24 protein-coding genes are annotated in these 21,847 nt (G+C 64.7%); 23 read left to right on the top strand and 1 reads right to left on the bottom strand.

Going from position 1 to position 21,847, the window contains the following annotated elements; translation table 11 throughout:
* The 19 genes from K2W61_RS22665 to K2W61_RS22575 all read left to right on the top strand — a co-directional run bounded on the left by K2W61_RS22665 (position 1) and on the right by K2W61_RS22575 (position 15,845).
* A complete protein-coding gene (locus K2W61_RS22665; RefSeq protein ID WP_033454029.1) occupies positions 1 to 891 on the top strand; it encodes a Mu-like prophage major head subunit gpT family protein in 891 nt (296 codons plus the stop codon).
* A gap of 56 nt (positions 892 to 947) precedes the next feature.
* Positions 948 to 1,211: an HI1506-related protein gene (locus K2W61_RS22660; RefSeq protein WP_054485808.1), complete on the top strand. Its 264-nt coding sequence runs from the start codon at positions 948 to 950 to the stop codon at positions 1,209 to 1,211.
* 144 nt (positions 1,212 to 1,355) lie between these two features.
* Positions 1,356 to 1,862: a gp436 family protein gene (locus tag K2W61_RS22655; protein ID WP_236756600.1), complete on the top strand. Its 507-nt coding sequence runs from the start codon at positions 1,356 to 1,358 to the stop codon at positions 1,860 to 1,862.
* Positions 1,862 to 2,452: a phage virion morphogenesis protein gene (locus K2W61_RS22650; protein ID WP_236756599.1), complete on the top strand. Its 591-nt coding sequence runs from the start codon at positions 1,862 to 1,864 to the stop codon at positions 2,450 to 2,452. Before K2W61_RS22655 ends, K2W61_RS22650 begins: the two co-directional genes overlap by 1 nt.
* Positions 2,442 to 3,065, top strand: a complete 624-nt coding sequence (locus K2W61_RS22645) for a DUF1834 family protein (RefSeq protein WP_236756598.1) — start codon at positions 2,442 to 2,444, stop codon at positions 3,063 to 3,065. The genes K2W61_RS22650 and K2W61_RS22645 overlap by 11 nt, the downstream gene beginning before the upstream one ends.
* 15 nt (positions 3,066 to 3,080) lie before the next feature.
* Positions 3,081 to 3,326 (top strand): DUF2635 domain-containing protein, encoded by a 246-nt coding sequence (locus K2W61_RS22640; RefSeq protein ID WP_236756597.1) that lies wholly within the window; start codon positions 3,081 to 3,083, stop codon positions 3,324 to 3,326.
* A 17-nt stretch (positions 3,327 to 3,343) separates the two neighbouring features.
* Positions 3,344 to 4,816: a phage tail sheath subtilisin-like domain-containing protein gene (locus K2W61_RS22635; protein ID WP_236756596.1), complete on the top strand. Its 1,473-nt coding sequence runs from the start codon at positions 3,344 to 3,346 to the stop codon at positions 4,814 to 4,816.
* 12 nt (positions 4,817 to 4,828) lie between these two features.
* Positions 4,829 to 5,182, top strand: coding sequence for a phage tail tube protein (locus K2W61_RS22630; RefSeq protein WP_236756595.1), 354 nt, complete (start codon positions 4,829 to 4,831; stop codon positions 5,180 to 5,182).
* A gap of 30 nt (positions 5,183 to 5,212) precedes the next feature.
* Positions 5,213 to 5,512, top strand: a complete 300-nt coding sequence (locus K2W61_RS22625) for a hypothetical protein (protein WP_236756594.1) — start codon at positions 5,213 to 5,215, stop codon at positions 5,510 to 5,512.
* A gap of 139 nt (positions 5,513 to 5,651) precedes the next feature.
* Positions 5,652 to 7,829 (top strand): phage tail tape measure protein, encoded by a 2,178-nt coding sequence (locus tag K2W61_RS22620; protein WP_236756593.1) that lies wholly within the window; start codon positions 5,652 to 5,654, stop codon positions 7,827 to 7,829.
* Between the two features lies 1 nt (position 7,830).
* Positions 7,831 to 9,081 (top strand): DNA circularization protein, encoded by a 1,251-nt coding sequence (locus K2W61_RS22615; protein ID WP_336885402.1) that lies wholly within the window; start codon positions 7,831 to 7,833, stop codon positions 9,079 to 9,081.
* Complete coding sequence (locus K2W61_RS22610) at positions 9,081 to 10,208, top strand: phage baseplate assembly protein (protein WP_236756592.1); 1,128 nt, start codon at positions 9,081 to 9,083, stop codon at positions 10,206 to 10,208. Before K2W61_RS22615 ends, K2W61_RS22610 begins: the two co-directional genes overlap by 1 nt.
* Positions 10,205 to 10,750, top strand: coding sequence for a phage baseplate assembly protein V (locus K2W61_RS22605; RefSeq protein ID WP_054437594.1), 546 nt, complete (start codon positions 10,205 to 10,207; stop codon positions 10,748 to 10,750). Before K2W61_RS22610 ends, K2W61_RS22605 begins: the two co-directional genes overlap by 4 nt.
* 53 nt (positions 10,751 to 10,803) lie before the next feature.
* Positions 10,804 to 11,286, top strand: a complete 483-nt coding sequence (locus K2W61_RS22600; RefSeq protein WP_236756591.1) for a phage GP46 family protein — start codon at positions 10,804 to 10,806, stop codon at positions 11,284 to 11,286.
* Position 11,287: 1 nt separating this feature from the next.
* Entirely contained in the window at positions 11,288 to 12,340 is a 1,053-nt protein-coding gene (locus K2W61_RS22595; protein WP_236756590.1) for a baseplate J/gp47 family protein, read from the top strand.
* Positions 12,337 to 12,930, top strand: coding sequence for a YmfQ family protein (locus K2W61_RS22590; RefSeq protein ID WP_236756589.1), 594 nt, complete (start codon positions 12,337 to 12,339; stop codon positions 12,928 to 12,930). Before K2W61_RS22595 ends, K2W61_RS22590 begins: the two co-directional genes overlap by 4 nt.
* Positions 12,931 to 12,951: 21 nt before the next feature.
* Positions 12,952 to 13,788, top strand: a complete 837-nt coding sequence (locus K2W61_RS22585; protein ID WP_236756588.1) for a phage tail protein — start codon at positions 12,952 to 12,954, stop codon at positions 13,786 to 13,788.
* A gap of 771 nt (positions 13,789 to 14,559) precedes the next feature.
* Positions 14,560 to 14,919 (top strand): phage tail protein, encoded by a 360-nt coding sequence (locus K2W61_RS22580; RefSeq protein WP_236756587.1) that lies wholly within the window; start codon positions 14,560 to 14,562, stop codon positions 14,917 to 14,919.
* Positions 14,920 to 15,053: 134 nt separating this feature from the next.
* On the top strand, positions 15,054 to 15,845 hold the full coding sequence (locus tag K2W61_RS22575) for a DNA adenine methylase (protein WP_236757066.1): 792 nt from the start codon (positions 15,054 to 15,056) through the stop codon (positions 15,843 to 15,845).
* On the opposite strand, the gene K2W61_RS22570 is transcribed toward K2W61_RS22575, so the two are convergent.
* Positions 15,805 to 16,827 (bottom strand): tyrosine-type recombinase/integrase, encoded by a 1,023-nt coding sequence (locus K2W61_RS22570; protein ID WP_236756586.1) that lies wholly within the window; start codon positions 16,825 to 16,827, stop codon positions 15,805 to 15,807. The two genes, K2W61_RS22575 and K2W61_RS22570, sit on opposite strands and share 41 nt — an antisense overlap.
* A gap of 387 nt (positions 16,828 to 17,214) precedes the next feature.
* On the opposite strand from K2W61_RS22570, the gene K2W61_RS22565 reads away from it, so the two are divergent.
* The 4 genes from K2W61_RS22565 to K2W61_RS22550 are packed head-to-tail and all read left to right on the top strand — an operon-like array spanning position 17,215 to position 21,830.
* Positions 17,215 to 18,612: a lysine N(6)-hydroxylase/L-ornithine N(5)-oxygenase family protein gene (locus K2W61_RS22565; RefSeq protein ID WP_236756585.1), complete on the top strand. Its 1,398-nt coding sequence runs from the start codon at positions 17,215 to 17,217 to the stop codon at positions 18,610 to 18,612.
* 16 nt (positions 18,613 to 18,628) lie between these two features.
* Positions 18,629 to 19,234, top strand: coding sequence for a GNAT family N-acetyltransferase (locus tag K2W61_RS22560; protein WP_175132064.1), 606 nt, complete (start codon positions 18,629 to 18,631; stop codon positions 19,232 to 19,234).
* Complete coding sequence (locus K2W61_RS22555) at positions 19,231 to 21,084, top strand: IucA/IucC family protein (protein ID WP_272909337.1); 1,854 nt, start codon at positions 19,231 to 19,233, stop codon at positions 21,082 to 21,084. The genes K2W61_RS22560 and K2W61_RS22555 overlap by 4 nt, the downstream gene beginning before the upstream one ends.
* Entirely contained in the window at positions 21,081 to 21,830 is a 750-nt protein-coding gene (locus K2W61_RS22550; RefSeq protein ID WP_175132063.1) for a siderophore ferric iron reductase, read from the top strand. Before K2W61_RS22555 ends, K2W61_RS22550 begins: the two co-directional genes overlap by 4 nt.
* Positions 21,831 to 21,847 lie beyond the last annotated feature (17 nt).

The following is a 21,847-nucleotide window of genomic DNA, read 5'->3' as shown; positions in this document are numbered from 1 at the left end:
ATGATCATCAATCACGCCAACCTGGCGATCCTCAACACGGCCTACAACGCGGCCTTCCAGTCGGGCCTGACCATCGCGGCTCCCATGTGGAACCAGCTGGCCATGATGGTGCCCAGCACCACCAGCGCGGAGAAGTACGCTTGGCTGGGCTCCATCACGAAGTTCCGCGAGTGGCTGGGTGAACGGGTCTATCAGAACCTGAAGCAATCGGACTACTCGATCAAGAACAAGACCTGGGAAAACACCGTGTCGGTCGGCCGCGACGAGATCGAGGACGACCAATACGGCGTGTACAAGCCCGTCATCCAGCAACTGGGCCAGGACGCCGCGACGCACCCCGACGAGCTCGTCTTCGAACTCCTGCAGGCGGGCTTCTCCACGCGCTGCTTCGACGGCCAGTACTTCTTCGACACGGATCACCCTGTCGGCATGCCCGGCAAGGAAGTGAGCGTGAGCAACTTCCAAGGCGGCTCGGGCGCAGCCTGGTTCCTGGTGGACACGACCAAGGTGATCAAGCCGATCATCTACCAGCGTCGGCGGCCCTACGCCTTCCAGGCCAAGACGAGCCTGACCGACGACAACGTCTTCAACCGCAACGAGTTCGTCTGGGGTGCCGATGGCCGCAGCAACGTCGGCTATGGCCTGTGGCAACTGGCCTATGCGTCCAAGGAAGGCCTCGACCTGCAGGCGTATTCCGATGCCCGCGCCTCGATGCAGAGCCAGAAGGCCGACAACGGCAAGCCGCTGGTGATCCGCGCCGCCGAACTCTGGGTGCCGCCGTCGCTGGAGCAAGCCGCGCTGGAAGTCATCCAGGCTGACCGCCTGGCCAACGGCGCAAGCAACGTGATGCGCGGCACCGCCAAGGTCGTGGTCTGCCCGTACCTGGGCTGACCACCAACCCCCGCCCGCACCACCTGACCCAACCCGCTTCACCGGAGATTGCCCACATGGCTACCGCCAAACCCCGAGGCCGCCAGGCCACCGCAAAACCTGCCGTCGTCAAGCCCGACGGCGCCAAGGCCCTGAAGGTCGTTCCCAAGACCGACGGCTTTCGTCGTGCCGGCCGCGCCTTCGCCGGCGAGACGGTGATTCCGCTGTCCGAGCTGACCGATGAGCAGTTCGAGCAGCTCACCACCGAGCCGCAACTGGTGACGATGCTGATCGACCTGCCCGGCGCGCCGGACGAAGCCAGCCAGGCCGGCGCTACCTGACACCTCATGCGACGGGCGCTGAACCCCATCTGTTGCGTCTGATGGATGGGGGGAGCCTTGCAGACGCTACCGCCCAACCTCTGCCGGGGCTGGATAGAGCGGGAACCGGTTTGGTCTAGTCCCGGCATTTCTACGGTCTTTCCCATGTCCTACGCCACTGCCACCGAACTGCTGATCCGCTTTGACTCCGACGAGATCTCCCAGCGTGCCGATCGCATGGTGCCGCGCCTGGTCACCGATGAGATGCTCCGTATCGCGGCCGCCGGTGGCGATCTGAGCGGCTTCACGCCCGAGGAGCGCGCCGCGATCGCGCGGGCCATGGAAAAGGTCGACCGTGCGTTGACCGATGCGCGCAACACGATCGATAGCTACATCGCCGGGCGGTACACCTTGCCGCTGTCGTCTGTGCCGCAGGTGCTGATCCGGATCGCCTGCGAGTTGGCCCGCTACTACCTCTACGACGATCAGTTCACCGAGACCGTCAAGCAGCGCTATGACGCCAACATCAAATTCCTGATCGGCGTGGCCTCGGGCGATGTAAAGCTGGGCGTGGACGCAGAATCTGGCGTTGAGCCTGCCGGCGGCGCCGGCGCCGAGCTGTACACCGCCGGCCGCATCTGGGATCGCCGCTCCTCGGGAGGGTTTCTCTGATGGTGCAGGCCACGATCCGCTACGAGGGGCAGCGCGGGCTGGATGCCGCCTTGTCTCGCCTGGCCGCGCTTGGCCGCTCGCCCCGGCCGATCTTCAAGGCGATCGCCAACTACGGCGAATCCTCGACCCGTCTGCGTTTTGAGCGGCAGCGCGGCCCCGATGGCTCGGCCTGGAAGCCCAGCCGCCGGGTCCAGAAGTCCGGTGGACAGACGCTCGTCAAGAGCCGGCGCCTGCTACGCAGCATCACCAATGTCTATGGCGATACGTATGCGGCCTGGGGCAGCAATGTCGCCTACGCACGCATCCACCAGGCAGGCGGCGATATCAGCCGGGCGGCGCACTCCACGCGCATTCGCCTGCGTACGGACGCCCGCGGCAACCTGGTGCGCCAGCCTGGCAATCGCAAGCTGGCGGTATTCGCCCGCGATAGCCACAAGCGCGCCCGCACAAGCTGGCACGAGGTTGCTGCTTACAAGATCCGCATGCCCGCCCGGTCGTTCTTGGGCGTCAATCGTGAGGACCTGTGGTCGATGGGCCGCCTGACGGTACAGACCATCCAGGCGGCGGAGGGAGGTGGCGGTGCTCGGTAAGCATGAACTGGCCCTGATCGCGGCCCTGAAGGCACGCCCGGGCATCCAGAAGACCACGCGCACGGTGGGCAGCCTGCCCACTGTGCCGGATGACGCCAAGCTGCTACAGCGCTACCTGGTGGACGCTCCTGCCCTGTACGTCACCGAGGGCGTGTACCGAATCGTGGATGACATGGGCGTACTGGCTTTCACCGTCGGGATCGTCGTGCGCAATGTGGGCGGCAATACCCAGGCGCGCCTTGGCGATGGCCAGTCCATCAGCGCGGATCAACTCCTGACGCTGGTGATCCGGGCGTTGCATGGCCGGCGCATCGGCGATGCGAGCTGGAACATCCGTCGTGCCGAGTACCTGGAGCCCGTCGACGTGTTCGAGGCTGCCGGGTTGACCGTGGTTGGCGTGTCCGTGGAAAGCACGCCGATGGCGCTGCCGGACGACTCCGAGGAACTGGACGGCTTGGACGACCTGCGCCACGTTCATCTGGACATGGACATCGCCCCGCACGCAAGCCGCGAAGAGCACGAGAAATGGCTCGCCGAGCCGCCCGATTACTCCACCGACCGGCCTGACTTGCAGGCAGACATTCCGCTGGCTGGCGCCGGCACTGAAAACTGACATCAAGGATCCCGAATGCAGACCGTCACCCTCAAACCCGCCATCGTCGATGGCGAGCCGCTCAAGGTCCGCAAGCCCCAAGGCGGCTACCTGGCCACGCAAGGCGAGCCCATCGTGCTGACCACCTACTGGCGCCGCCGCCGCGATGACGGCGACGTGACCGAGGTCAGCGCCGCTTCGCAAGCCACCGATCCGGCGGATACCCCGCCGGCGGCCGCCAAGTCCGCCTCGGCCAAGGGCACCAAGCCCGCTACCGAGTAACGCTCCAAGGAACCGCCATGCCGGACAACATCATCTTCAACACCATCCCGACCGACATCCTCACGCCGGGGCAGTATGTCGAAATCGACAACTCCAAGGCGCTGCGCGGGCTGCCGTCGCTCAACCGCCGCATCCTGGTGGTGGGCAACAAACTGCCCGCCGGCACCGCGGCCCCGCTGACCCTCTATCGTGTGAACAGCGGTGACGAGGGCGCCACGCTCTTTGGCCGCGGCAGCGTGCTGCACGAAATGCTGCGCCTGGCCCGTTCGGCCAATAAGACAAGCGACATCTGGGCGCTGGGCGTCGAGGACCTCGTGGCGGGCGTGGCCGCCACCAAGACCATCACCGTCACCGGGCCCGCGGCCGCCGCCGGCACGATCGCGCTCTACATCAACGGCCAGAAGCTCTCGATCGGTGTGGCTGCTGGCGACGCCGCCTCGGCGGTCGCCACGGCGATCGCTGCGGTCGTCAATGGCTACCAGAACGGCCCGGTCACCGCTGCGGCCACGGCCGGCGTGGTGACGTTGACGGCGCGCCACAAGGGCGCCTTTACCCAGGGCATCGGTGTGCTGGTCAACTTCTATGACGACGAGTCCCTGCCGGCCGGGCTGACCCTGGAGATCGCCAACAGCGTGGCCGGTACCGGCAATCCGGATGCCGCGGACGTGGTGGCGGCAATCTCCGACGAGTGGTTCTACACGATCATTTCGCCCTGGAGCGATTCGGCGAACATGGCGATCATCGAGGCCGAGCTCGCCAGTCGGTTCGGTGGAATGGACATGCGCACGGGCCACCTCTTTACGGGCGTGGCCGGCACGCACGCCCAACTCAGCACCTATGGCTCGGCTCGCAACAGCGAGAACAGCTCGTTCATCGGTGTGAAGAACCCTCCCCAGGCGCCGTACCTGTGGGCGGCCGTACACGGCGCAGTGGTCGAGTTCAACGGCGCCATCGACCCGGCCCGTCCGTTCCAGACGCTCGATCTGCCGGGCCTCTTGCCACCGAGCCCGAAGGATCGCTTCCGTCGTGAGGAGCGCAACCTGCTGCTGCACGATGGTTGCAGCACGTTCACCGTGTCTCAGGACGGCATTGTCCAGATCGAACGTGTGGTCACCACGTACCAGACCAACGCCTGGGGGATCGAGGATGTCTCCTATCTGGACGTGGAGACGGTGTGGACGGCAGATTACATGCGCTATGCCTTCCGCACGGCCGTGGCCACGAACTTCCCGCGGCACAAGCTCGCCGACGACGGTACCGACTTCGACCCTGCCCAGCCGATCGCGACGCCGTCGATGATCGCCGGCGTGCTGATCGCCACGGCCAAGTCCCTGGAGAAGGCGGGCCTTCTGGAGAACTTCGCGGACTTCAAGAAGAACCTCATCGTCCAGCGCAGCATGGTCGACCGCGACCGTGTCAATGCCGTCATCCCGCCTGACCTGGTGAACCAGTTCCGGGTGTTCGCGGGCAGCATCCAGTTCATCCTGTAAGGAATCAAGAACATGCCTCAAGTTACTGGCCGAGTATTCATCAGCGTAGGCGGTCGCCGCCTGCGCAGCAAGCCTGGCGCCACGCTCGATATCGGTGGCGTGCGGCGAGATCCCGTCACCAGCGACAGCGGCGTCGATGGCTACACGGAATCGACCACCGCGCCGGCGGTCAACTGCACCATCAGCCACATGTCCGGCGTGAGCCTGGCTGACCTGGCCGCGATCCGCGACGAAACCATGCGGTTCCAGACCGACACCGGCATCGGCTACACGATCCGCGGTGCCTGGTTGGCGGCACCGCCCGTGCTGGGCGGTGGCGGCGAGGTCACGCTCGCCTTCAACGGCGTCGAGTGCATCGAGAGCTAGCCCCTCTGTAAATCCATTTCAAGGAAAACCATGAAGAACCCCCTGACTGTTATCAAGAAGTTGCCATCGCCCTGGGTGGTAGGCGGCAAGCCCGTCACCGAGATCGAAGTTCGCGAGGCGTCGTTGGGCGACTCGCTCGAGGCCGAGAAGGAAGCCAACCCGGCCCTGCAGCCGACCGCCTTCCAGGTCGCGCTGGCCTGCCAAGTGCTGGTGCGCGCGGGCGAAGATACCGGCCCCTTCGTGCCGGCGCAGTTCAAGGCCCTCAAGGGCAAGCAGTGGGCGGTCTTCCGTGAGGCCATGCAGGAGGCGGAAAAGCTGGGGGAAGACTGACGCGCGGCCGGGAGGGCGCGCTCTTGCAGATCATGCTCTTGGCATCCCGGCTGGGTTGGAGCCGGGCCGAGATTCTGGCGCTTCCGTTGGCGGAAGCGCAGTTTTATGTAGATCAGCTCACTAAGAAGAGGTCTGGGGAATGAGCGAATTCGTCGTTGGGGTTCGTGTCGATGGCACCGCGGCCGGCCTTACCAAGGCCGCGCTGGAAGCCAAGAAGGCCCTGGACAACATGGCCATAGCAGGGGCCAAAGACCTCACCGCGATCAGCCGTGCCACCAAGCAGACCGAAACCTCGCTCGTGACCATGGCGACGCGCACCCAGCGCGAGTTCGCCCGCATGGCCCAGGCGCGCGAAACCCTGGGCATTCGCTCCGAGCATCGAATCCAGCAGGAGATCCTGCGCACACAGGCCGCCTACCAGCGCCTAGCCAACAGCGGCACGATGACATGGCGCGAGCAGCAGCGCGCCGCCGAGCAGATGCGCCAGACGGTCGGACGGCTGAATGCCGAGATGGGCGTCTACAGCGGAAAGCAGCGCTTGGTCGCCGGTGCTCAGAAGGCTGGCCTGATGGCGGCAGGCGTCATGGCGGGCGCGGCTGTGGTGGCCCCGAAGGTCAATCGGGCGTTCTCGTACGGAGATCAGCTCGCGAATATGGCCAACACCGCGTACGGAGACGCCTCTCTCAGCGCCGCCGAGGACCGAAAGCGGCGCTTTGAGGGTATGAAAGCGATGGACCTGGCAATCCGCGCGGCCGTCGACGCCAATAGCACCACTCAACAAGAGGCGGCGGGGGCACTTAGCGAAGTGCTATCTTCCGGTCGGTTCGGTACGGATGATTCGCTGGCCATCTTTAAGGAAGCCGTGCTCGCTGGAAAAGCCAACCAGACCGCAGCGACCGACTTCGTCAAGATCGCATTTTCTGCCAAAGAAACCATGGGCATCGCACCCAAGGACATGGCGCGGCTGTTTGGCATTGCCACTTATGCTGGTCAAAGCGGCCCCTTCGAAGTAAGCGACATGGCTAGGGCGCTACCCAAGCAGTTCGGCTTGGCACGAAACGTAGGGATTACAGGTCTAGAGGGCGCCGCAAAGATCGCTGCATTGAATCAGGCTACGCGGCTGGTGGCGGGGACTTCCGACCAGGCAGCGACGCTATCCGAGAATCTCTTGGCCAAAATGGGTTCGGAGGACGCTAGGAACAATTTTGCCAAGCTAGGGATTCCGTACAACAAGAAGATCGCTGAAGGGCGGATGCAAGGCTTGGATGCTCTGGATGTCACTGCAAACCTCATCGAAGGCCTCCTTGGCAAAAACAAGAACTACCAGAAGGCGTTGACGGCCTACAACGTTGCGCCGGAGGGGAGTGCGCGCAAGGCAGCATTGGACGATGTCATGAACATCGCCAAAGGCGAAGTGATCTCCAAGATTTTCCCCGATAGAGAGGCCGGCAGCGGCATGGCGGCATATATCCTCGACCGTGCGAACGCCAACAAGATCGCCCAGGAATCATTGCTGTACGGAACGGATTCCATCGAACGAAACATGTGGACGGTGAAAGCATCTCCAAGTTTCGACCTGAATCGGGCGAAGCAGGCCGCTGAGTTTGCAAACTACGACGCCATGACCAAGTTGGGGCCGGCCGTTTCGACAGTTGCGGACTCATTCGCCGAACTTGCTAAGACGTCTCCAGAGTTCGCTGCCGCGATCAGCGGGGCTACCACCATCCTGCAGGGCGTGGCCGTCGCCGCCGGAGTTGTTGGGGTGGGCGGCGCGGCGCTTGGCGTCGGAAAGGTGGCAACCTCCATAGGGGCTGCGCGAGCTGCCAGAGCGGCTGCCACTGCTGCCGCGGCAGCCGCTCCTGCCGGTGCCACAAGCGCACTGGGCGGTGCCGGAGCAGGCGCCGCTGGAGGCATCAGTGCCGCCGGCGCGTTGTCAGCCGGCTTTCTGGTTGCGGCGCCGGTCGTCGGCGCCTACGCGTACGATCAGATGACGAACACTGAAAGTGGACTCCGCCAGCGCATCGCCGACCGAGAGGCAAGGATCCAGGAGTTCGATCAGATGATTGCGTTGAAGCGTGAGGCTGGGGACACGCCGTTGTCGATCGGTCGCGTTCAGGCTGAACGTGACGCGCTGGCTGCTTCGCGCGATGACATGACCCGCCGGCTGCAGGAGCTGCTGGCCAACACCAAGATCGGCGGCGAGGTCAACGTCAACATCACCGCCGCCCCGGGCATTCAAGCCAATGCTGACCTGCAGCCCAATGACGGCACCCGCATGACGGGAAATGTCGGGCGCACCAACGTGAATACGGATTGATATGGGCTGGCGTGAAGAACAGCGCAGGGTGGCGCATCCCAATGGGATGGCCGTGGGCGCAAGTTTTCGAGGCGTGCCGTTTCGCACGACCGACTCGGATACCGGTGTCGGACGGCGCAACGAGGTGCACGAGTACCCCATGCGGGATCTGCCCTATGCTGATGACCTGGGACGCCGCGGGCGCGAGTTCCAGGTCAATGGCTATGTCGTGGGCGAGAACTACGTGCAGGAGCGAGACGCGCTCATCAAGGCGCTCGAGACGTACGGGCCAGGCGAGCTGATTCATCCCAAGTACGGCATGCTCAACGTGGTCGTACTGGGCCGGGTCAGCATCCGGGAGTCTCACACCGAAGGCGGCATCGCCCGGTTTGCGATCACGTTCGCCGAGGCCGGTGAGAACACCTTTCCGCAGGCGGCCACCAGCACTCAGGATGGGGTCTTTGATGCGGCCGACGTGCTTGGCACCGCGTCCGTAGATCGCTTTGCCTCGCTGGTAGATGTCGCCGGCGCCTCGGCCCTTGCTTCTGACCTCATCGGCCGCGTCCACTCCAGCCTGGACACCCTGCAACGGATGGTCGGCCTGAACGGCCTGGTCGATATCGCCGGCGACATCGTACGCGGCGCTTCGTCTATCGCCGGCCGGCTGTCCACCCTGATCCGTACGCCCGAGACGCTCGCTCTGCAACTGCAGGGGCTGTATCAGCAGCTGGGTCAGGCAATCAAGCGTCCGAAGTCAGCGATCGCAGATCTACGCGCGGAATACGGATCCAATGACCCAGCGCCTTGGACGGCTCCTGTTGGATCCGTTTCCCCACCTCAGGGCGCCACGTCCGCTCGCCGGGTGGCGAACGCGGCCGCAATGGAGGAATTCACCCGCACCCAGGTGATTGCGACCCAGGCGCGCATTCTGACCGACGCCATTGAAGCCAAGGAAGTGACGACGGCCCAGGACGCACGCGACCAGGCCGACGTGGTGCTGGAGGAGATCGATCACGAGCTCGAGGCCTACGACCCACCGGCGCAGATGGCGGCAGCGCTCATTGCGCTTCGCGTCGCTATCGTTCGGGACGTGGCCCAGCAAGCCGACCGCCTGCAGCAGCGGGCCACCTATTCCACCCAGGCCATGCTGCCGGCGCTGCTGATCGCCCAGCGGGTGTACCAGGATGGCTCACGGGCCGACGAACTGGTCACGCGCAACCAGGTGCGCAACCCGCTCTTCGTGCCGGCGGGCGACCTGGAGGTGCTGCGCTGATGGCTCCGGTCAACGAAAACCTGATCACGCTGGTGGTGGGCGGCCAGGCCTATGGGGGCTGGAAAAGCCTGGAGGTCGAGCGCGGCATCGAGCAGCTTGCTGGCGAGTTCCAGCTCACGCTGACCCACCGGTGGCCGGGCGAAGATGCTCCGATCGGTCTGCGCGAGGGCCTGCCGTGTGAGGTGAAGTTTGGTCAGGACCTGCTGATCACCGGCTACATCGACACGATCGATATCGACCTGACCGATACTTCCTGCAGGCTCAACGTCAGCGGACGCGACAAGACGGGCGACCTGGTCGACAGCTCGGCCATCCACGGCAGCGGCCAGTGGAAAAACGTGCGCCTAGAACAGATCGTGCGTGACATCTGCAAGCCGTTTGGCATCGAGGTGCAGGTGCAAACGGATACCGGCGAGGCGATCAGCAGCTTCTCGCTGGACGACGGTGAGAAGGCGTTCGACGCGATCGACCGTGCTGCGCGGTCCAAGGCGATCCTGGTGACCAGCTCGCCGAGCGGCCAATTGGTGCTGACCCGTGCCAGCGAGACGCTAATCGAGACCAAGCTGATTGAAGGCCTGAACATCCTGCGAATCAGCGCGCGGCACACCTGGGCGCGACGCCATTCCGAGATCCGCATGAAGGCGCAGGTCGCGGGCAACGACAACCAGTTCGGCGCCACGGCAGCCCATATCCAGGCCAAGGCAACGGATCCGGAGATTGACCGGTACCGGCCGCTCATCATCCATTCCGAGCAGGGCCTGAGCAACGCTGAAGCCAAGGAACGCGCTCAGTGGGAAGTCTCGACCCGGATGGGGCGTGGCAAGCGCGCTCAGATCGTGGTGGTGGGCTGGCGTACCGGCCAGGACGGCCAGGTTGGCGACCTGTGGCTGCCCAATACCCTGGTGAGGGTCACCAGCCCGCGCATGTTCCTGGACCTTGATCTGCTGATCACATCCTGCCGGTACACGTTGGACGAGACCAATGCCCGGCGCACCGCGCTCACCGTCTGCCGGCCGGAGGCGTTCGATCTGGAGGGCGCGTCACCGCGCCGCCGGCGCAAGCGTCGCAAACAACACCCTGACGATTCCCCCTGGGATCTGTCCGGAACAGGGAGACGCGAGGAATGAGCATTTCATCGGCCCTGAATCGGATCCGGCTGGCCATCGCCCGGGCCCTGGTAGGCCAGGTCAGCGACGGTGGCGGCCTGCAGACCGTCCAGATCGGCATCCAGGCCGACGTCGGTCGCGACCAGGTCGAGCGGTTTCAGCAGTACGGCATGACCTCGGTGCCGCACGCTGGTGCCGAATGCGTGACCTTGTCCGTGGGCGGGAACACCGACCACCAGGTGGTGATCAATGTCGATGATCGCCGCTACCGGATGCGCGGCCTGAAAACGGGTGAAATGGCCATATACGACGACCAGGAGCAGTCGGTTCACCTGACCCGCGATGGCATCGTGATACGGGGCGCCGGCAAGCCCATGCGCTTGACAGATACCAGCGAGATCGAGCTGGATTCGTTCGTGCGCGTGACGCGGGGCCTACGCGTTGACGGTGATGTGGACCTGCGAGGCGGGAAGGCAACTCACAACGGCACAGACATCGGCCATCAGCACAAGCACGGCGGTGTGCAAGAAGGCGACGACATCTCAGGCACACCCGTCGCGTAGCCGGTAAACCTGTTTAATGGCACTGCCCGCCATGTTCCGCGAGACTGCGGAACATGGACTTCTCCCTTTCCCTTGACCCCGAGTCCGGCCTGCTCGACATGAGCCTGGCCGGCGCGGATTTCGCCGGCGACGATACGCTGGTGACGGCGGTCATTCTCAGCTTGTGCACCGACCGCCTGGCGCAACCGCACGAGGTGGCGGCCGGTGAAGACCGTCGCGGCTGGTGGGCCGACGCCTACGCCTCGTCCCCCCAGGACAAATTCGGCTGCCGCTGGTGGTTGCTCGCCCGAGAAAAGCAGTTGCAATCCACCGTCCAGCGGGCGCGTGATTACGCCCTCGAGGCGCTCAAGTGGATGCAGGAAGACGGCCTGGTCACCTCCGTCGGGGTAAGTGCCTTCGTCCCCCGGATGGGCTGGCTCGTCCTGCTTATCACGCTCGCCCTGAACGGCGTAGACCGCCGCTATCGATTTGAATGGAACGCCGCGACCCAGGCCTGGCGCCTGGCAGGCGAGTCATTCGCCCCTGCAGAGGCTTGACATGCCGGTTCCCCGTCCCTCCTTACCCAAGCTGATCGAGCAACTGGCCTCCGAGATGGAGAGCCGCCTGCCAGGGATCCTGCCCCGGGCTCGCCGCAGCCTGGCCGGCGTGCTGGTACGCGTGTTTTCCGGCGGTCTGGATGCCCTTTACAAGTTCCTCGAGCGGGTGTTTAAGCAGGCCTGGCCCGACCAGTGTGACGAGGACGAGTTGCCTGGTCACGGGGCGCGGTGGGGCGTCCTGCAGAAGACGGCGGCGCCGGCGACCGGGTCGCTGCTGATCGGCGGAGAGAACGGGGCATCGCTGATGGCCGGATCTGTGTTTCAGCGTGCCGACGGCGTGCAGTTTACGGTCGACGTCGGCGTGACCATTGTGGGCAGCAGCGCCACGGTCGCCATCACCGCAGACGAAGTCGGCCAAGCTGGCAACACCGCTGCCGGCGTTCAGTTCACCTTGGCCAGCCCAGTGGTCGGCATCAACAGTACGGCCGTCGCGTCGACCGAGATCTCTGGTGGCGCGGATGTCGAGCGGCCGGAACTGTTCCGGGCCCGGATCCTGGAGCGGATTCGCCGCCCGCCTCATGGCGGGAACAGCGATGACTATGTGGCCTGGGCCAAGGAAGTCCCTGGCGTCACGCGTGCCTGGTGCACGCCCAACGGCATGGGTGCCGGCACGGTTGTCGTGCGCTTCGTCCGGGATGACGATGAGGACCCGATCCCGGATGCGGGTGAGATCGAAGCGGTTCGGGCACATATCGAGGCGCAACGGCCGGCCACCGCCGAGCTGTTTGTGCCGCTGTCGGTGGCAAAGCCTGTTGCCTACGTGATCTCGGATCTGCAGCCCGACACTGCTGAAATCCGGGCCGCGATTGTCGCCGAGCTCAAGGACATGCACGTCCGTGACGCAATCCCAGGGGGCACGCTGCTGGTCAGCCACATGAGGGAAGCAATCTCGATCGCAGCCGGCGAGAACGACCACGTGCTGGTGTCTCCAGCTGGCAATGTGACCTGCCTGCCTGGCGAGCTGGCCACGTTCGGGGGTGTGACGTGGGCGTGAGGAGCATAGAAGCCTGGCGCGAGGCGCTCCTGGCGCTGTTGCCACCCAGCTCCATGCTCAACCGCCAGCCTGGCGGTGTGCTGGTTCGCGTGCTGGAGGCGTTCGGCTCATCAATGCGCGCGGTCGAGCGACTGGCGATGTCGCTGGTGGCCCAGTTCGACCCATTGCTGGCCGACGAGGTACTGGAGGACTGGGAGCAGCTCTATGACTTGCCCGATGAGTGCCTGGATACCCCGGTAGGCAAGGAACAGCGGCGCCAGCGCGTCAACATGCGCCGCCTCATGCTGGGCGGCGCCACGCCCGAGTACTTCCGGCAGATGGTCATCGGCCTAGGCTACCCGGACGCGCGAATCGATGAGTTCCGCCCCTTCCGGGCCACGAGCAAGTGCACCGCGGCGATCAACCAGGGCGGCTGGCGTTTTGCCTTCCGAGTGAATGTCGTCGCCTCGGCAAACATTGTCCAGGCCACCGCCACCAGCAAATGTACGGCGCCGCTGCGTGCCTGGGGCGATCCGGGGCTGCTGTGCCTCCTATCCCGCTACAAGCCCGCCCACACTGTCGTGCTGGTCGGATATGTCGACTCCCTTTGATTTTCCTTTTCCAGGTGCACCATGCGACGAATATCCACTCCCACCCGAGAACTGAACAAGTTCGGCCCCGGCCGCGACGGCTTTACCGACGGAGATCCGATCGCCGGCAGGGTGTCAACGGATCTGGAGGCTGATTGGTTCGACGCCCTGCAGGAAGAGGTCGCCGCAGTCGCCGAGTATGGCGGCGTGGCGCTCAATCCCAGCGACAACACACAGGTCCTGCAAGGGATCCTGCGCATCATTGCGGAAAAGCTGACCAGCCGGCCGTTGATCTGCTCGATCCTGGATCTGCCGACTACCGACGTGGGCCCGATCATCGTGACCGAATGCAGCGAGGTCTGGACCTGGGCCAACACGGCGTTTTTCACCGGCTACCGCTCGCTGCTGTGCGGGCGCCCCTTGGATGGTCACACCGCCGCGCCGCTGGCCAGCGAGGTCGACGCGGTCGGCGGCCTGCTGCCGAAGGTCGGAGCCTACGCGGGCCTGTGGGGCTATGCGCAGGAGCAAAGCCTGGTTCGTACGGAAGCTGTGTGGCAGGCCAATCGCGGCGCGCATTGGTTCTCGGACTACTCGGCCACGCAGTTCCGCGTGCCCGACCTGCGCGACATGTTCCGCCGTTTTACGGGGACTGACCTCGACACTGCAAATGCGCGGGCGCTCGGCAGCGAACAAGGCGATAGCCTACGTAGCCATCTGCACACGCTGCCCAATGCCACCTGGGACGCTTTCAGCGGTACATCGTCGATGGGCTCTGCCAGCGGGACATCGGGCACTGTGATCGGTCGATCAACCACGTCTGCTGGCGGCGCTGAAACCCGGCCGGTGAACACTGCTTACCTCCCACGTATCCATGCTTAATGCCCACTTCACTGCAAATGCACGGGCCCTGGCAAGTCGCCAGGCTGGAGCTCTCCAGGCACATCGGCACCTGCTATATGGCTACCTGATGTCGGCCAACCCGACCGGCGGTGGGTTGTTCGGCCTGAACACCGGCTCTGGGTCTGGAACCAGCTCGACATACATCGGCGACACGGGAGGTCAAGAGACCCGACCTGTAAACACCGCCTATTGCCCACGGATCCACGCATGAATTCAGGCATGGATCCGAGGGTGATAGGCGACGTTCGTCCCACGGGTTTCGACCCCCCCTGTCTGTTCGATGTATGGCAACGAACCACCTGCGGGCCCCTTCTCGTAGAAGTTGTCCCCGCTAGCCTGGCCGCCAGCAAGCGTGTTTGCAGCGCCACCCACAGCGTAGAGCGTCGAGAACGGGGTTACTGTATTCGTGCCGCGCACCCTGTGACCGTGCAGGCGCAACGCATCGTCCTGACGGCTGGCCATAGCTCTTGCATTTGCAGTGAGGCGGACGTCAGGCATGGATTCGGGGATGGAATGCAGCATTCATCGGCCTGGTCTCCGATTTCAGACCCTGCGCGCTGCCGTCCCCAGTCTCGAAGCCACTTTGCGAGCCAAGGCTGTAAATGGCCACTGCGCCGCCCGAGGCTGTCCCAACAGGCCCCCAGAGGTTCGAGTTGCTAGCGTAGTGGCGATGCCGCTCCGTGGCCCCGGCCTGGCGCGAAGCGAGCGCCCGCGCATTTGCAGTGTTAATTCCAACCCAAGGAGAGCCAAATGGCTACCAAGACTGTCTATCAAACTGACCCCGTCAGCGGGATCTATCTTTTCGCGACACAAGCCAATGAGCTGGCCCTGGTCCCGGGGGTGTTCAATATTCCCTTCGGCTCGTACGAGGATGCACCGCCGGCAGTAGCGGCGGGCGAGGTCGCGCGGCGGAATCCGGCAACGTCAGGTTGGGAAGTGGCGGAAGATCACCGAGGCGAGGTGTTTTACCTGGTCGACGGCGGCGCGCAGTATTCACTGGGTAGCGTCGTCGACGTCGACGGGCAACCCGTAAGCTATCCAGGCTGGGGCAAGGTGCCGGCCTGGCTGACTCCGACAGCCCCCATCCCGGCAACCGGGGCGGGTGAATAAAGACGCGGCGGCATAGTCGGCGCGGGAACGCCGACTATGCCCCTCACCGGCAGAAAGGAGCTGCCAGCGTGGCCAAGGCCGCGTCACCTGTGCACAGGCGCGCCAAGGCTACCATTTTGAAACGAATTTACAAAATGGCATCCCCTATCATTCCGTGGCTCGGCGGCAAGCGCCGCTTGGCCGACCGTCTGCTTCCGTACTTCCCGCCTCACCAGTGCTATGTCGAACCGTTCGCTGGCGGGGCGGCCATGTTCTTCCTGCGGCCCATGGCGGCCGACGTTGAAGTGCTCAACGACGTCAATGGTGAGCTGATCAATCTGTACCGGGTCGTGAAGCACCACCTGGAGGAGTTCGTCCGCCAGTTCAAGTGGGCGCTATCGAGTCGCCAGGTGTTCAAATGGCTTCAGATAACGCCCGAGGAGACACTGACCGACATCCAGCGGGCGGCCAGGTTCTTCTACTTACAGCATTCCGCTTTCGGAGGGCGCGTCGATGGTCAGTCGTACGGCACTGCCACCACCGCGCCGCCTGGGCTCAACCTGTTGCGCATTGAGGAGAACCTCTCGTCCGCCCACTTGCGTTTGGCCAGCGCCTATGTCGAGAATCTGCCGTGGATCGAGTGCATCCGCCGCTATGACCGGCCGCACACCTTTTTCTTCATGGACCCTCCGTATTGGGAGACCGAGGGCTACGGGGTGAAATTCGGCTGGGAGCAGTACGAGCGCCTCGCGGCTGTGTTGGGAAAGCTCAAGGGAAAGGCGATGGTGACCCTGAACGATCACCCCGCCATCCGTGATCTATTTGCCAGCTTTCCGATTGAGTCCACTGACATCACGTACACCGTTGGTGGTGGCACTGGCGCCCAACGGCGTGAGCTGGTGATATTCAGCTGGGACGTGCACGCTGAGCCAGCAGGGCTGGTGTGAGGCCTGCCGCCAAGCGGGCTCGCTGTTGGCGACCAAGATCGCTGCGGGCTAGCTCCTTGGCCAGGTCTCGCCCCGACGGGTGGTAGTAGCGCAGCAGCATCCGAGTATCTCGATGCCCAGTCACTTTGGCCAGCTTGTGCATGTCATATACCTCGGCAAGGCGGGTTGTGGCCTCGTGGCGTAGATCGTGCAGCCGGAGATCGGCGAAGTACTCTGGCTTGGGCGTACGCCCATACCGCGCGCAAAGGGCCTCATAGTCCCTTCGTGCGCGCTTTCGGGCCCGGGCAAATGCCCGAGTGGCTGACGAGGGCGAGATTGAGAAAATCCGTCCTCGGGAGGGCTTGCCGACGAGGTAGTGTTTCAACCAGGCCAGAGCCCAGGGAGTCAATGGGACAGCGCGGCGTTGACCATTCTTGGTGTCGTCGAGGTAGATCACGCCGTGGGCCAGGTCGATACGCTCTCGTTTCGCTGCGACGATCAGCTCGGAGCGGCGCATGCCGGACTCGGCAGCCAGGACCATGATGGTTGGCAACTCGGCCGAGGTTGTCGACCGAATCAGCCATTCGATCTCGCTTCTAGGGCACTCTGTTTCCGGGACGCCTCGAAGGCGGATGTTGTCGTAGAGGCGGCGTTCCCGGGCATCGTTGACGGCGGGACGGTCTACAAACTGAAGCGGGTTGACCAGGGTCCGGTACTTCCAAGTCTTCCGGGCCACTGTATATAGATGGGACACGAGGGCTAGGCGGCGCACCACTGTCGCTGGCTCGAGGACCTTTAACCAGGCGTCGGCGATATCGCTGATGTCGGTGTCCGTTATTGAGGCCAGACGACGATTGGCCAGTCGTGTCTCCAGCCAGCGCGCTGCGATGGAGATGTCGGTGGCTGTTCCTTTCTTTCGAGGGGATATCTCGGCCAGATATCGGGCCAGAGAATCGGAGAGGGTCGGGGTGAGATTTTGGGGTCTGTGTTTCCAGCGGCTCATAATCAAAAGCCGTCAGATTCCCCAATCTGTAATTACTTTTCTGCTGGTGTAAATCAGCAAGCGGGCATTTATCTCACATCAGACGCCCGAAATTTCGCGCGCCGCTTCACCCTGCATATGAGCGCCGCCTGGGAGGACGCGGCGACGCTTCGCGCCCAAAAAGCATTTGCTAGAGTTCCATTATTGCAAATGAAAATCATACCTATACAGATGTTCGATTCATGCAATACCGGCGCTGGGAATCCTTTGTCATTGCGGTCGACCGGCAGGCAGGCGCGCCAGTCGCGTCCCGCTCCGCCTGATTAGGCGCCACGGCCCGACCTGTTCCGCGGTGCCCGTTCCCGGCGCCGCCTGTGCAACGCAGACTCAGCAAAAGGCGTCACCCTCATGAACCGTGAAATCCATGACTTCGTCGCGATCGGCCTCGGCCCTTTCAACCTCAGCCTGGCCTGCCTGACGGCGCCGCTGCCCGGCGTACGCGCCCTCTTCCTCGACAGGAAGCCCGGCTTCGACTGGCATCCCGGCATGCTGATCGAGGCGTCCACGCTGCAGAATCCGTTTCTGGCGGATCTGGTCAGCCTGGCCGACCCCCGCAGCGAATACAGCTATCTGAACTACTGCAAGCAGACCGGCCGCATCTATTCGTACTACATGCGCGAGAACCACTATCTCACGCGCGCCGAGTACAACCGCTATTGCAAATGGGTGGCCGCGCGCCTGCCCAACCTGCGCTTCAACAGCGACGTGCAGAGCGTGCTGCACGACCCCGAGACCGATACCTACCTGGTCACCGGCCAGCACAGCGTCAATGGCGAGCGCTTCATGGTCCGCTGCCGCAAGCTGGTGCTGGGCCTGGGCTCGCAGCCAGCGTTGCCAGCCTGCTGCGACCGGCGCGAGGCGCCCTACATCCACAGCGCCGACTACCTGCGGCACAAGCAACAACTGCAACGGCAGGCGTCGATTACCCTCATCGGCAGCGGCCAGAGCGCGGCCGAGGTCTTCCATGACCTGCTGCGCGACAGCGACGAGCACGACTACAGCCTGGCCTGGATCACGCGCTCGCCGCGCTTTTTCCAGATGGAGAACACCAAGCTCACACTGGAACTGATCTCGCCGGACTACACCGACTATTTCTACGACCTGCCCGAAGCCCGCCGCCGCCATATCCTGGCCGAGCAGAGCAGCCTGTACAAGGGCATCAATGCCTCGCTCATCAACCAGATCTACGACTTGCTGGACGAGAAGATCCACAACGGCGACCGCCGCTACACGCTGCTGACCAACGCCGAGCTGCGCGCCAGCCGCTACGACCGCCAGGCCGCCCGCTACCACCTGGAGTTCCGTCACGTCGACACCGGCCAGCCGTTCACGCACACGGCCGACGGGCTGGTGCTGGCCACCGGCTACGCCCGCAGCATTCCCGCGTGCGTCAACCCGATCCATGACCGCATCGCCTGGGCCGAGGACGGCGCCTACCGGATCGCCCGCAACTACAGCATCGACCACGGCGGCAACGAGATCTTCGTGCAGAACAGCGGCCTGCTCAGCCACGGCGTCACCAACCCCGACCTGGGCTTTTGCTGCTACCGCAATTCGCAGATCCTGCGCGAGCTGACCGGCCACGAGCATTACGCCATCGAGCCGCGCACCGCGCTGCAGGACTTCCGTCCGCCGGCCAACGGCGTGCTGGCGCATCGCCCGGCGCAAGCCGCCACGGCATGCCGTGGCGGTGTCGCCACGGAACTGCTGCCCCGGCTGGACGGCCATCGCGCCGCCACGGTCTGACCCCGGAGAGCCCGCCATGATCACCATGACCGCCACCTTCCTGGGCGAGATTGACCGCCAGGCGCGCAGCCATTACGACGAAGGCGCGGGCCTGGCGCTGCGGCCGCTCGATCCGGCCAGCGATGCCGCCCTGCTGCGCCAGTGGTTCGCGATGGACTACGCCCGCTTCTGGTCGATGCAGACCTTCACCGAAGCGCAAGTGCGCGACTTCTACGAGGCCCTGATCGACAGCGGCCACGCCGGCGCCTGGCTCGGCAGCCACGACGGCCGCCCGGCCTTCCTGGTGGAGTGCTACGACCCGGCCCACGACCAGGTCGGCGAGCACTACCCGGTGCAGCCCGGCGATCTGGGCATGCATATCTTCATCGGCCCGCCGCGGGTCCGCATCCCGAACTTCAGCCGCCACGTGCTGGCCTTCGTCATGCGCTTCATGTTCGACCGCCTGCAGGCCCGGCGCGTGGTGGTGGAACCCGACAGCAACAACAGCAAGATCCATGCGCTCAACCTGGCCATGGGTTTTGTCTACGCCGGCCAGGCGCGCTTTCGCGAGAAGACCGCCAGCATCGCCTTTTGCACCCGGCAGCAATTCGAACAGGCCCAACCCCAGGAGTCATCCGTATGAGCACCCAACCCCATCCCGCCCGGATCGCCAGCCACCTCGCCCCCGAGGTCTGGGACAAAGTGAACCGCCTGCTGGTGAAGAAGGCCATCTCGGAATATGCCCACGAATGGTTGCTCGAACCCGAACGGCTCGGCCCCGCCGAGGCGTCCGGGTTTGACCGCTACCGCCTGGTGCTGGCCGACGGCCACGCCGAATATCAGTTCGATGCGCAGTTGATGGCCATGCGCCACTGGCGCATCCCGCCCGAATCCATCAGCAAGACCATGGCCGGCACGCCCGCGCCGCTGGACGCGCTGCAGTTCGTCATCGAGATCCGCGACAAGCTCGGCATGCCCGAGGACCGCCTGCCGATCTACCTGGACGAAATCACCAGCACGCTGCACGGCAGCGCCTACAAGCACACCCGCGCCGCGCCGACTGCCGCCGAGCTGGCGCTGGCCGACTACCAGGCCATCGAAACCGCGATGATCGAAGGCCATCCCAGCTTCGTCGCCAACAATGGCCGGCTGGGCTTTGACGCCGAGGACTACCACGTCTATGCGCCCGAATGCGCCAGCCCGATCCGCGTGATGTGGCTGGCGGTGCACAAGGACAACGCCCATTTTGCCTGCCTGTCCAGCATGGACTACGACAGCCTGCTGCGCGACGAACTGGGCGCCGACACCGTCGAGCGCCACGCCCGGACCCTGCGCGACCAGGGACTGGATCCGGCCGATTATTACTTCATGCCCTCGCATCCGTGGCAGTGGTTCAACAAGCTGTCGCTGGCGTTCGCGCCCTATGTGGCCACGCGCAAGATCGTGTGCCTGGGCTATGGCGATGACGAGTACCTGGCGCAGCAGTCGATCCGCACCTTCTACAACATCAGCCAGCCCGGCAAGCACTATGTGAAGACCTCGCTGTCGATCCTGAACATGGGCTTCATGCGCGGCCTGTCGCCGTACTACATGTCCGGCACGCCGGCCATCAACGAATACCTGCACGGGCTGATCTCGGCCGACCCGTGGCTGCGCCAGAACGGCTTCACCATCCTGCGCGAAGCGGCCTCGCTGGGATTCCGCAACTACTACTACGAAGCGGCGATCTCGGTCGACACCCCCTACAAGAAGATGTTCTCGGCGCTGTGGCGCGAAAACCCGACCGCGCTGATCGGCGCCAACCAGCGCCTGATGACCATGGCGGCGCTGCTGCACGTCGATCCGCAGGGCCGCGCGCTGCTGCCGGAACTGATCCGCGCCTCGGGGCTGGACGCGGCCGCGTGGCTCGAACGCTACGTCGACGCCTACCTCACGCCGCTGGTGCACTGCTTCTACGCCCACGACCTGGTGTTCATGCCGCACGGCGAGAACGTCATCCTGGTGGTCGAGGATCACGTGCCGGTGCGCGCCTTCATGAAGGACATCGCCGAAGAATCGTCGATCCTCAACCCCAACGCCGTGCTGCCCGAGAATGCCCGCCGCCTGGCCGCCGACGTGCCCGAGGAGTACAAGCTGCTGACCATCTTCGTCGATGTGTTCGAAGGCTACTTCCGCCACCTGGCGCAAGTGCTGGTCGATAACGACGTGATGCGGGAGGATGCCTTCTGGCAACTGGTGGCCGGCCGCATCGATGCCTACCTGCGCGCCCACCCCGAGCGCCTGGAAAAGTACCGCCAGTACGACCTGTTCGCGCCCGAGATGATCCATTCGTGCCTGAACCGCCTGCAATTGGCCAACAACCTGCAGATGGTCAACCTGGCCGATCCCATCGGCAGCTTCCAGATGGCGCCCAATCTGGTCAACCCCATCGCCCGCTACCGCCCGGAGTGGCTGGGCCAGGGCCAGGCCGACACTGCGCGGGCGCTTGCGTGAATCGGGACCTGGACGATCTGCTGGACCTGACCGGCCGCCTGGTGCCGGGGCTGTCGGGCCAGGTCGCGACGCCGGCCGGCCCGGGCGTCCGCCCGGGCGCCGACAACGCTCAGAGCATCGCGCGGCTGCGCGATCTCTGGGGCCAGCGCTATCCGGAAGCCGGGCCGCATTACCTGGCTTTGCGCTGCTGGGGCCTGCTGATCTGGCAGCCGGTCTACCTGAGCGTGATCGCCGTGCATCGCAGCCCGATCCTGCCCGACCTGTCGCGCATGCACCAGCCGGTGCCGGATGACGGCTTCATCATCGGCTACACGCTGGAGCGCCATGACCCCCTGCGCGCCTGCCTGGGCCGGCGCATGCAGGCCGCCGCCGCGCAACTGCGCAATGTCTGCGCCACCTTCTACCGCGAGCTGACCCAGGTGCTGCGGGTCAGCCCGCGCGCCGCCGAGAGCATGCAGGCCGACTGCGTGCTGTATGCCTTGCTGGCGGCGCGCCGCGATGACGGCGCCGCCGCCAACGACTGGGCTCAGCGGCAGGCCGTCGAATGGATGGCGCTGCTCGGCCTGCGCGGGCGCAGCGGCTACCTGACCTGGCAGCGCGCCGACCAGCCGGCCATCGCGGTGGACCGGCAGGTCTGCTGCCACTACTTCCGCAGGCGCGACGGCGATTACTGCAGCACCTGCCCCAAATTGGATCTTGCCGAACGCATGGCCCGGATCGACGCCGAGCACGCCGTGACCGCCTGAGGGCGGCCGGGCCTTGC

The sequence above is a fragment of the Achromobacter pulmonis genome (assembly GCF_021733725.1).
Lineage (GTDB): Bacteria > Pseudomonadota > Gammaproteobacteria > Burkholderiales > Burkholderiaceae_B > Achromobacter > Achromobacter pulmonis.
The sequence above is the reverse complement of the archived record's forward strand: the minus strand, read 5'-3'. Positions and strand labels throughout refer to the sequence as shown.

Coding starts and splice junctions, on each gene's coding strand:
- K2W61_RS22600 (WP_236756591.1), top strand. CDS start 10,804: ATGGACTTCTCCCTTTCCCTTGACCCCGAGTCCGGCCTGCTCGACATG.
- K2W61_RS22660 (WP_054485808.1), top strand. CDS start 948: ATGGCTACCGCCAAACCCCGAGGCCGCCAGGCCACCGCAAAACCTGCC.
- K2W61_RS22615 (WP_336885402.1), top strand. CDS start 7,831: ATGGGCTGGCGTGAAGAACAGCGCAGGGTGGCGCATCCCAATGGGATG.
- K2W61_RS22655 (WP_236756600.1), top strand. CDS start 1,356: ATGTCCTACGCCACTGCCACCGAACTGCTGATCCGCTTTGACTCCGAC.
- K2W61_RS22560 (WP_175132064.1), top strand. CDS start 18,629: ATGATCACCATGACCGCCACCTTCCTGGGCGAGATTGACCGCCAGGCG.
- K2W61_RS22595 (WP_236756590.1), top strand. CDS start 11,288: ATGCCGGTTCCCCGTCCCTCCTTACCCAAGCTGATCGAGCAACTGGCC.
- K2W61_RS22610 (WP_236756592.1), top strand. CDS start 9,081: ATGGCTCCGGTCAACGAAAACCTGATCACGCTGGTGGTGGGCGGCCAG.
- K2W61_RS22665 (WP_033454029.1), top strand. CDS start 1: ATGATCATCAATCACGCCAACCTGGCGATCCTCAACACGGCCTACAAC.
- K2W61_RS22555 (WP_272909337.1), top strand. CDS start 19,231: ATGAGCACCCAACCCCATCCCGCCCGGATCGCCAGCCACCTCGCCCCC.
- K2W61_RS22565 (WP_236756585.1), top strand. CDS start 17,215: ATGAACCGTGAAATCCATGACTTCGTCGCGATCGGCCTCGGCCCTTTC.
- K2W61_RS22640 (WP_236756597.1), top strand. CDS start 3,081: ATGCAGACCGTCACCCTCAAACCCGCCATCGTCGATGGCGAGCCGCTC.
- K2W61_RS22580 (WP_236756587.1), top strand. CDS start 14,560: ATGGCTACCAAGACTGTCTATCAAACTGACCCCGTCAGCGGGATCTAT.
- K2W61_RS22630 (WP_236756595.1), top strand. CDS start 4,829: ATGCCTCAAGTTACTGGCCGAGTATTCATCAGCGTAGGCGGTCGCCGC.
- K2W61_RS22625 (WP_236756594.1), top strand. CDS start 5,213: ATGAAGAACCCCCTGACTGTTATCAAGAAGTTGCCATCGCCCTGGGTG.
- K2W61_RS22575 (WP_236757066.1), top strand. CDS start 15,054: ATGGCATCCCCTATCATTCCGTGGCTCGGCGGCAAGCGCCGCTTGGCC.
- K2W61_RS22570 (WP_236756586.1), bottom strand. CDS start 16,827: ATGAGCCGCTGGAAACACAGACCCCAAAATCTCACCCCGACCCTCTCC.
- K2W61_RS22635 (WP_236756596.1), top strand. CDS start 3,344: ATGCCGGACAACATCATCTTCAACACCATCCCGACCGACATCCTCACG.
- K2W61_RS22605 (WP_054437594.1), top strand. CDS start 10,205: ATGAGCATTTCATCGGCCCTGAATCGGATCCGGCTGGCCATCGCCCGG.
- K2W61_RS22585 (WP_236756588.1), top strand. CDS start 12,952: ATGCGACGAATATCCACTCCCACCCGAGAACTGAACAAGTTCGGCCCC.
- K2W61_RS22650 (WP_236756599.1), top strand. CDS start 1,862: ATGGTGCAGGCCACGATCCGCTACGAGGGGCAGCGCGGGCTGGATGCC.
- K2W61_RS22620 (WP_236756593.1), top strand. CDS start 5,652: ATGAGCGAATTCGTCGTTGGGGTTCGTGTCGATGGCACCGCGGCCGGC.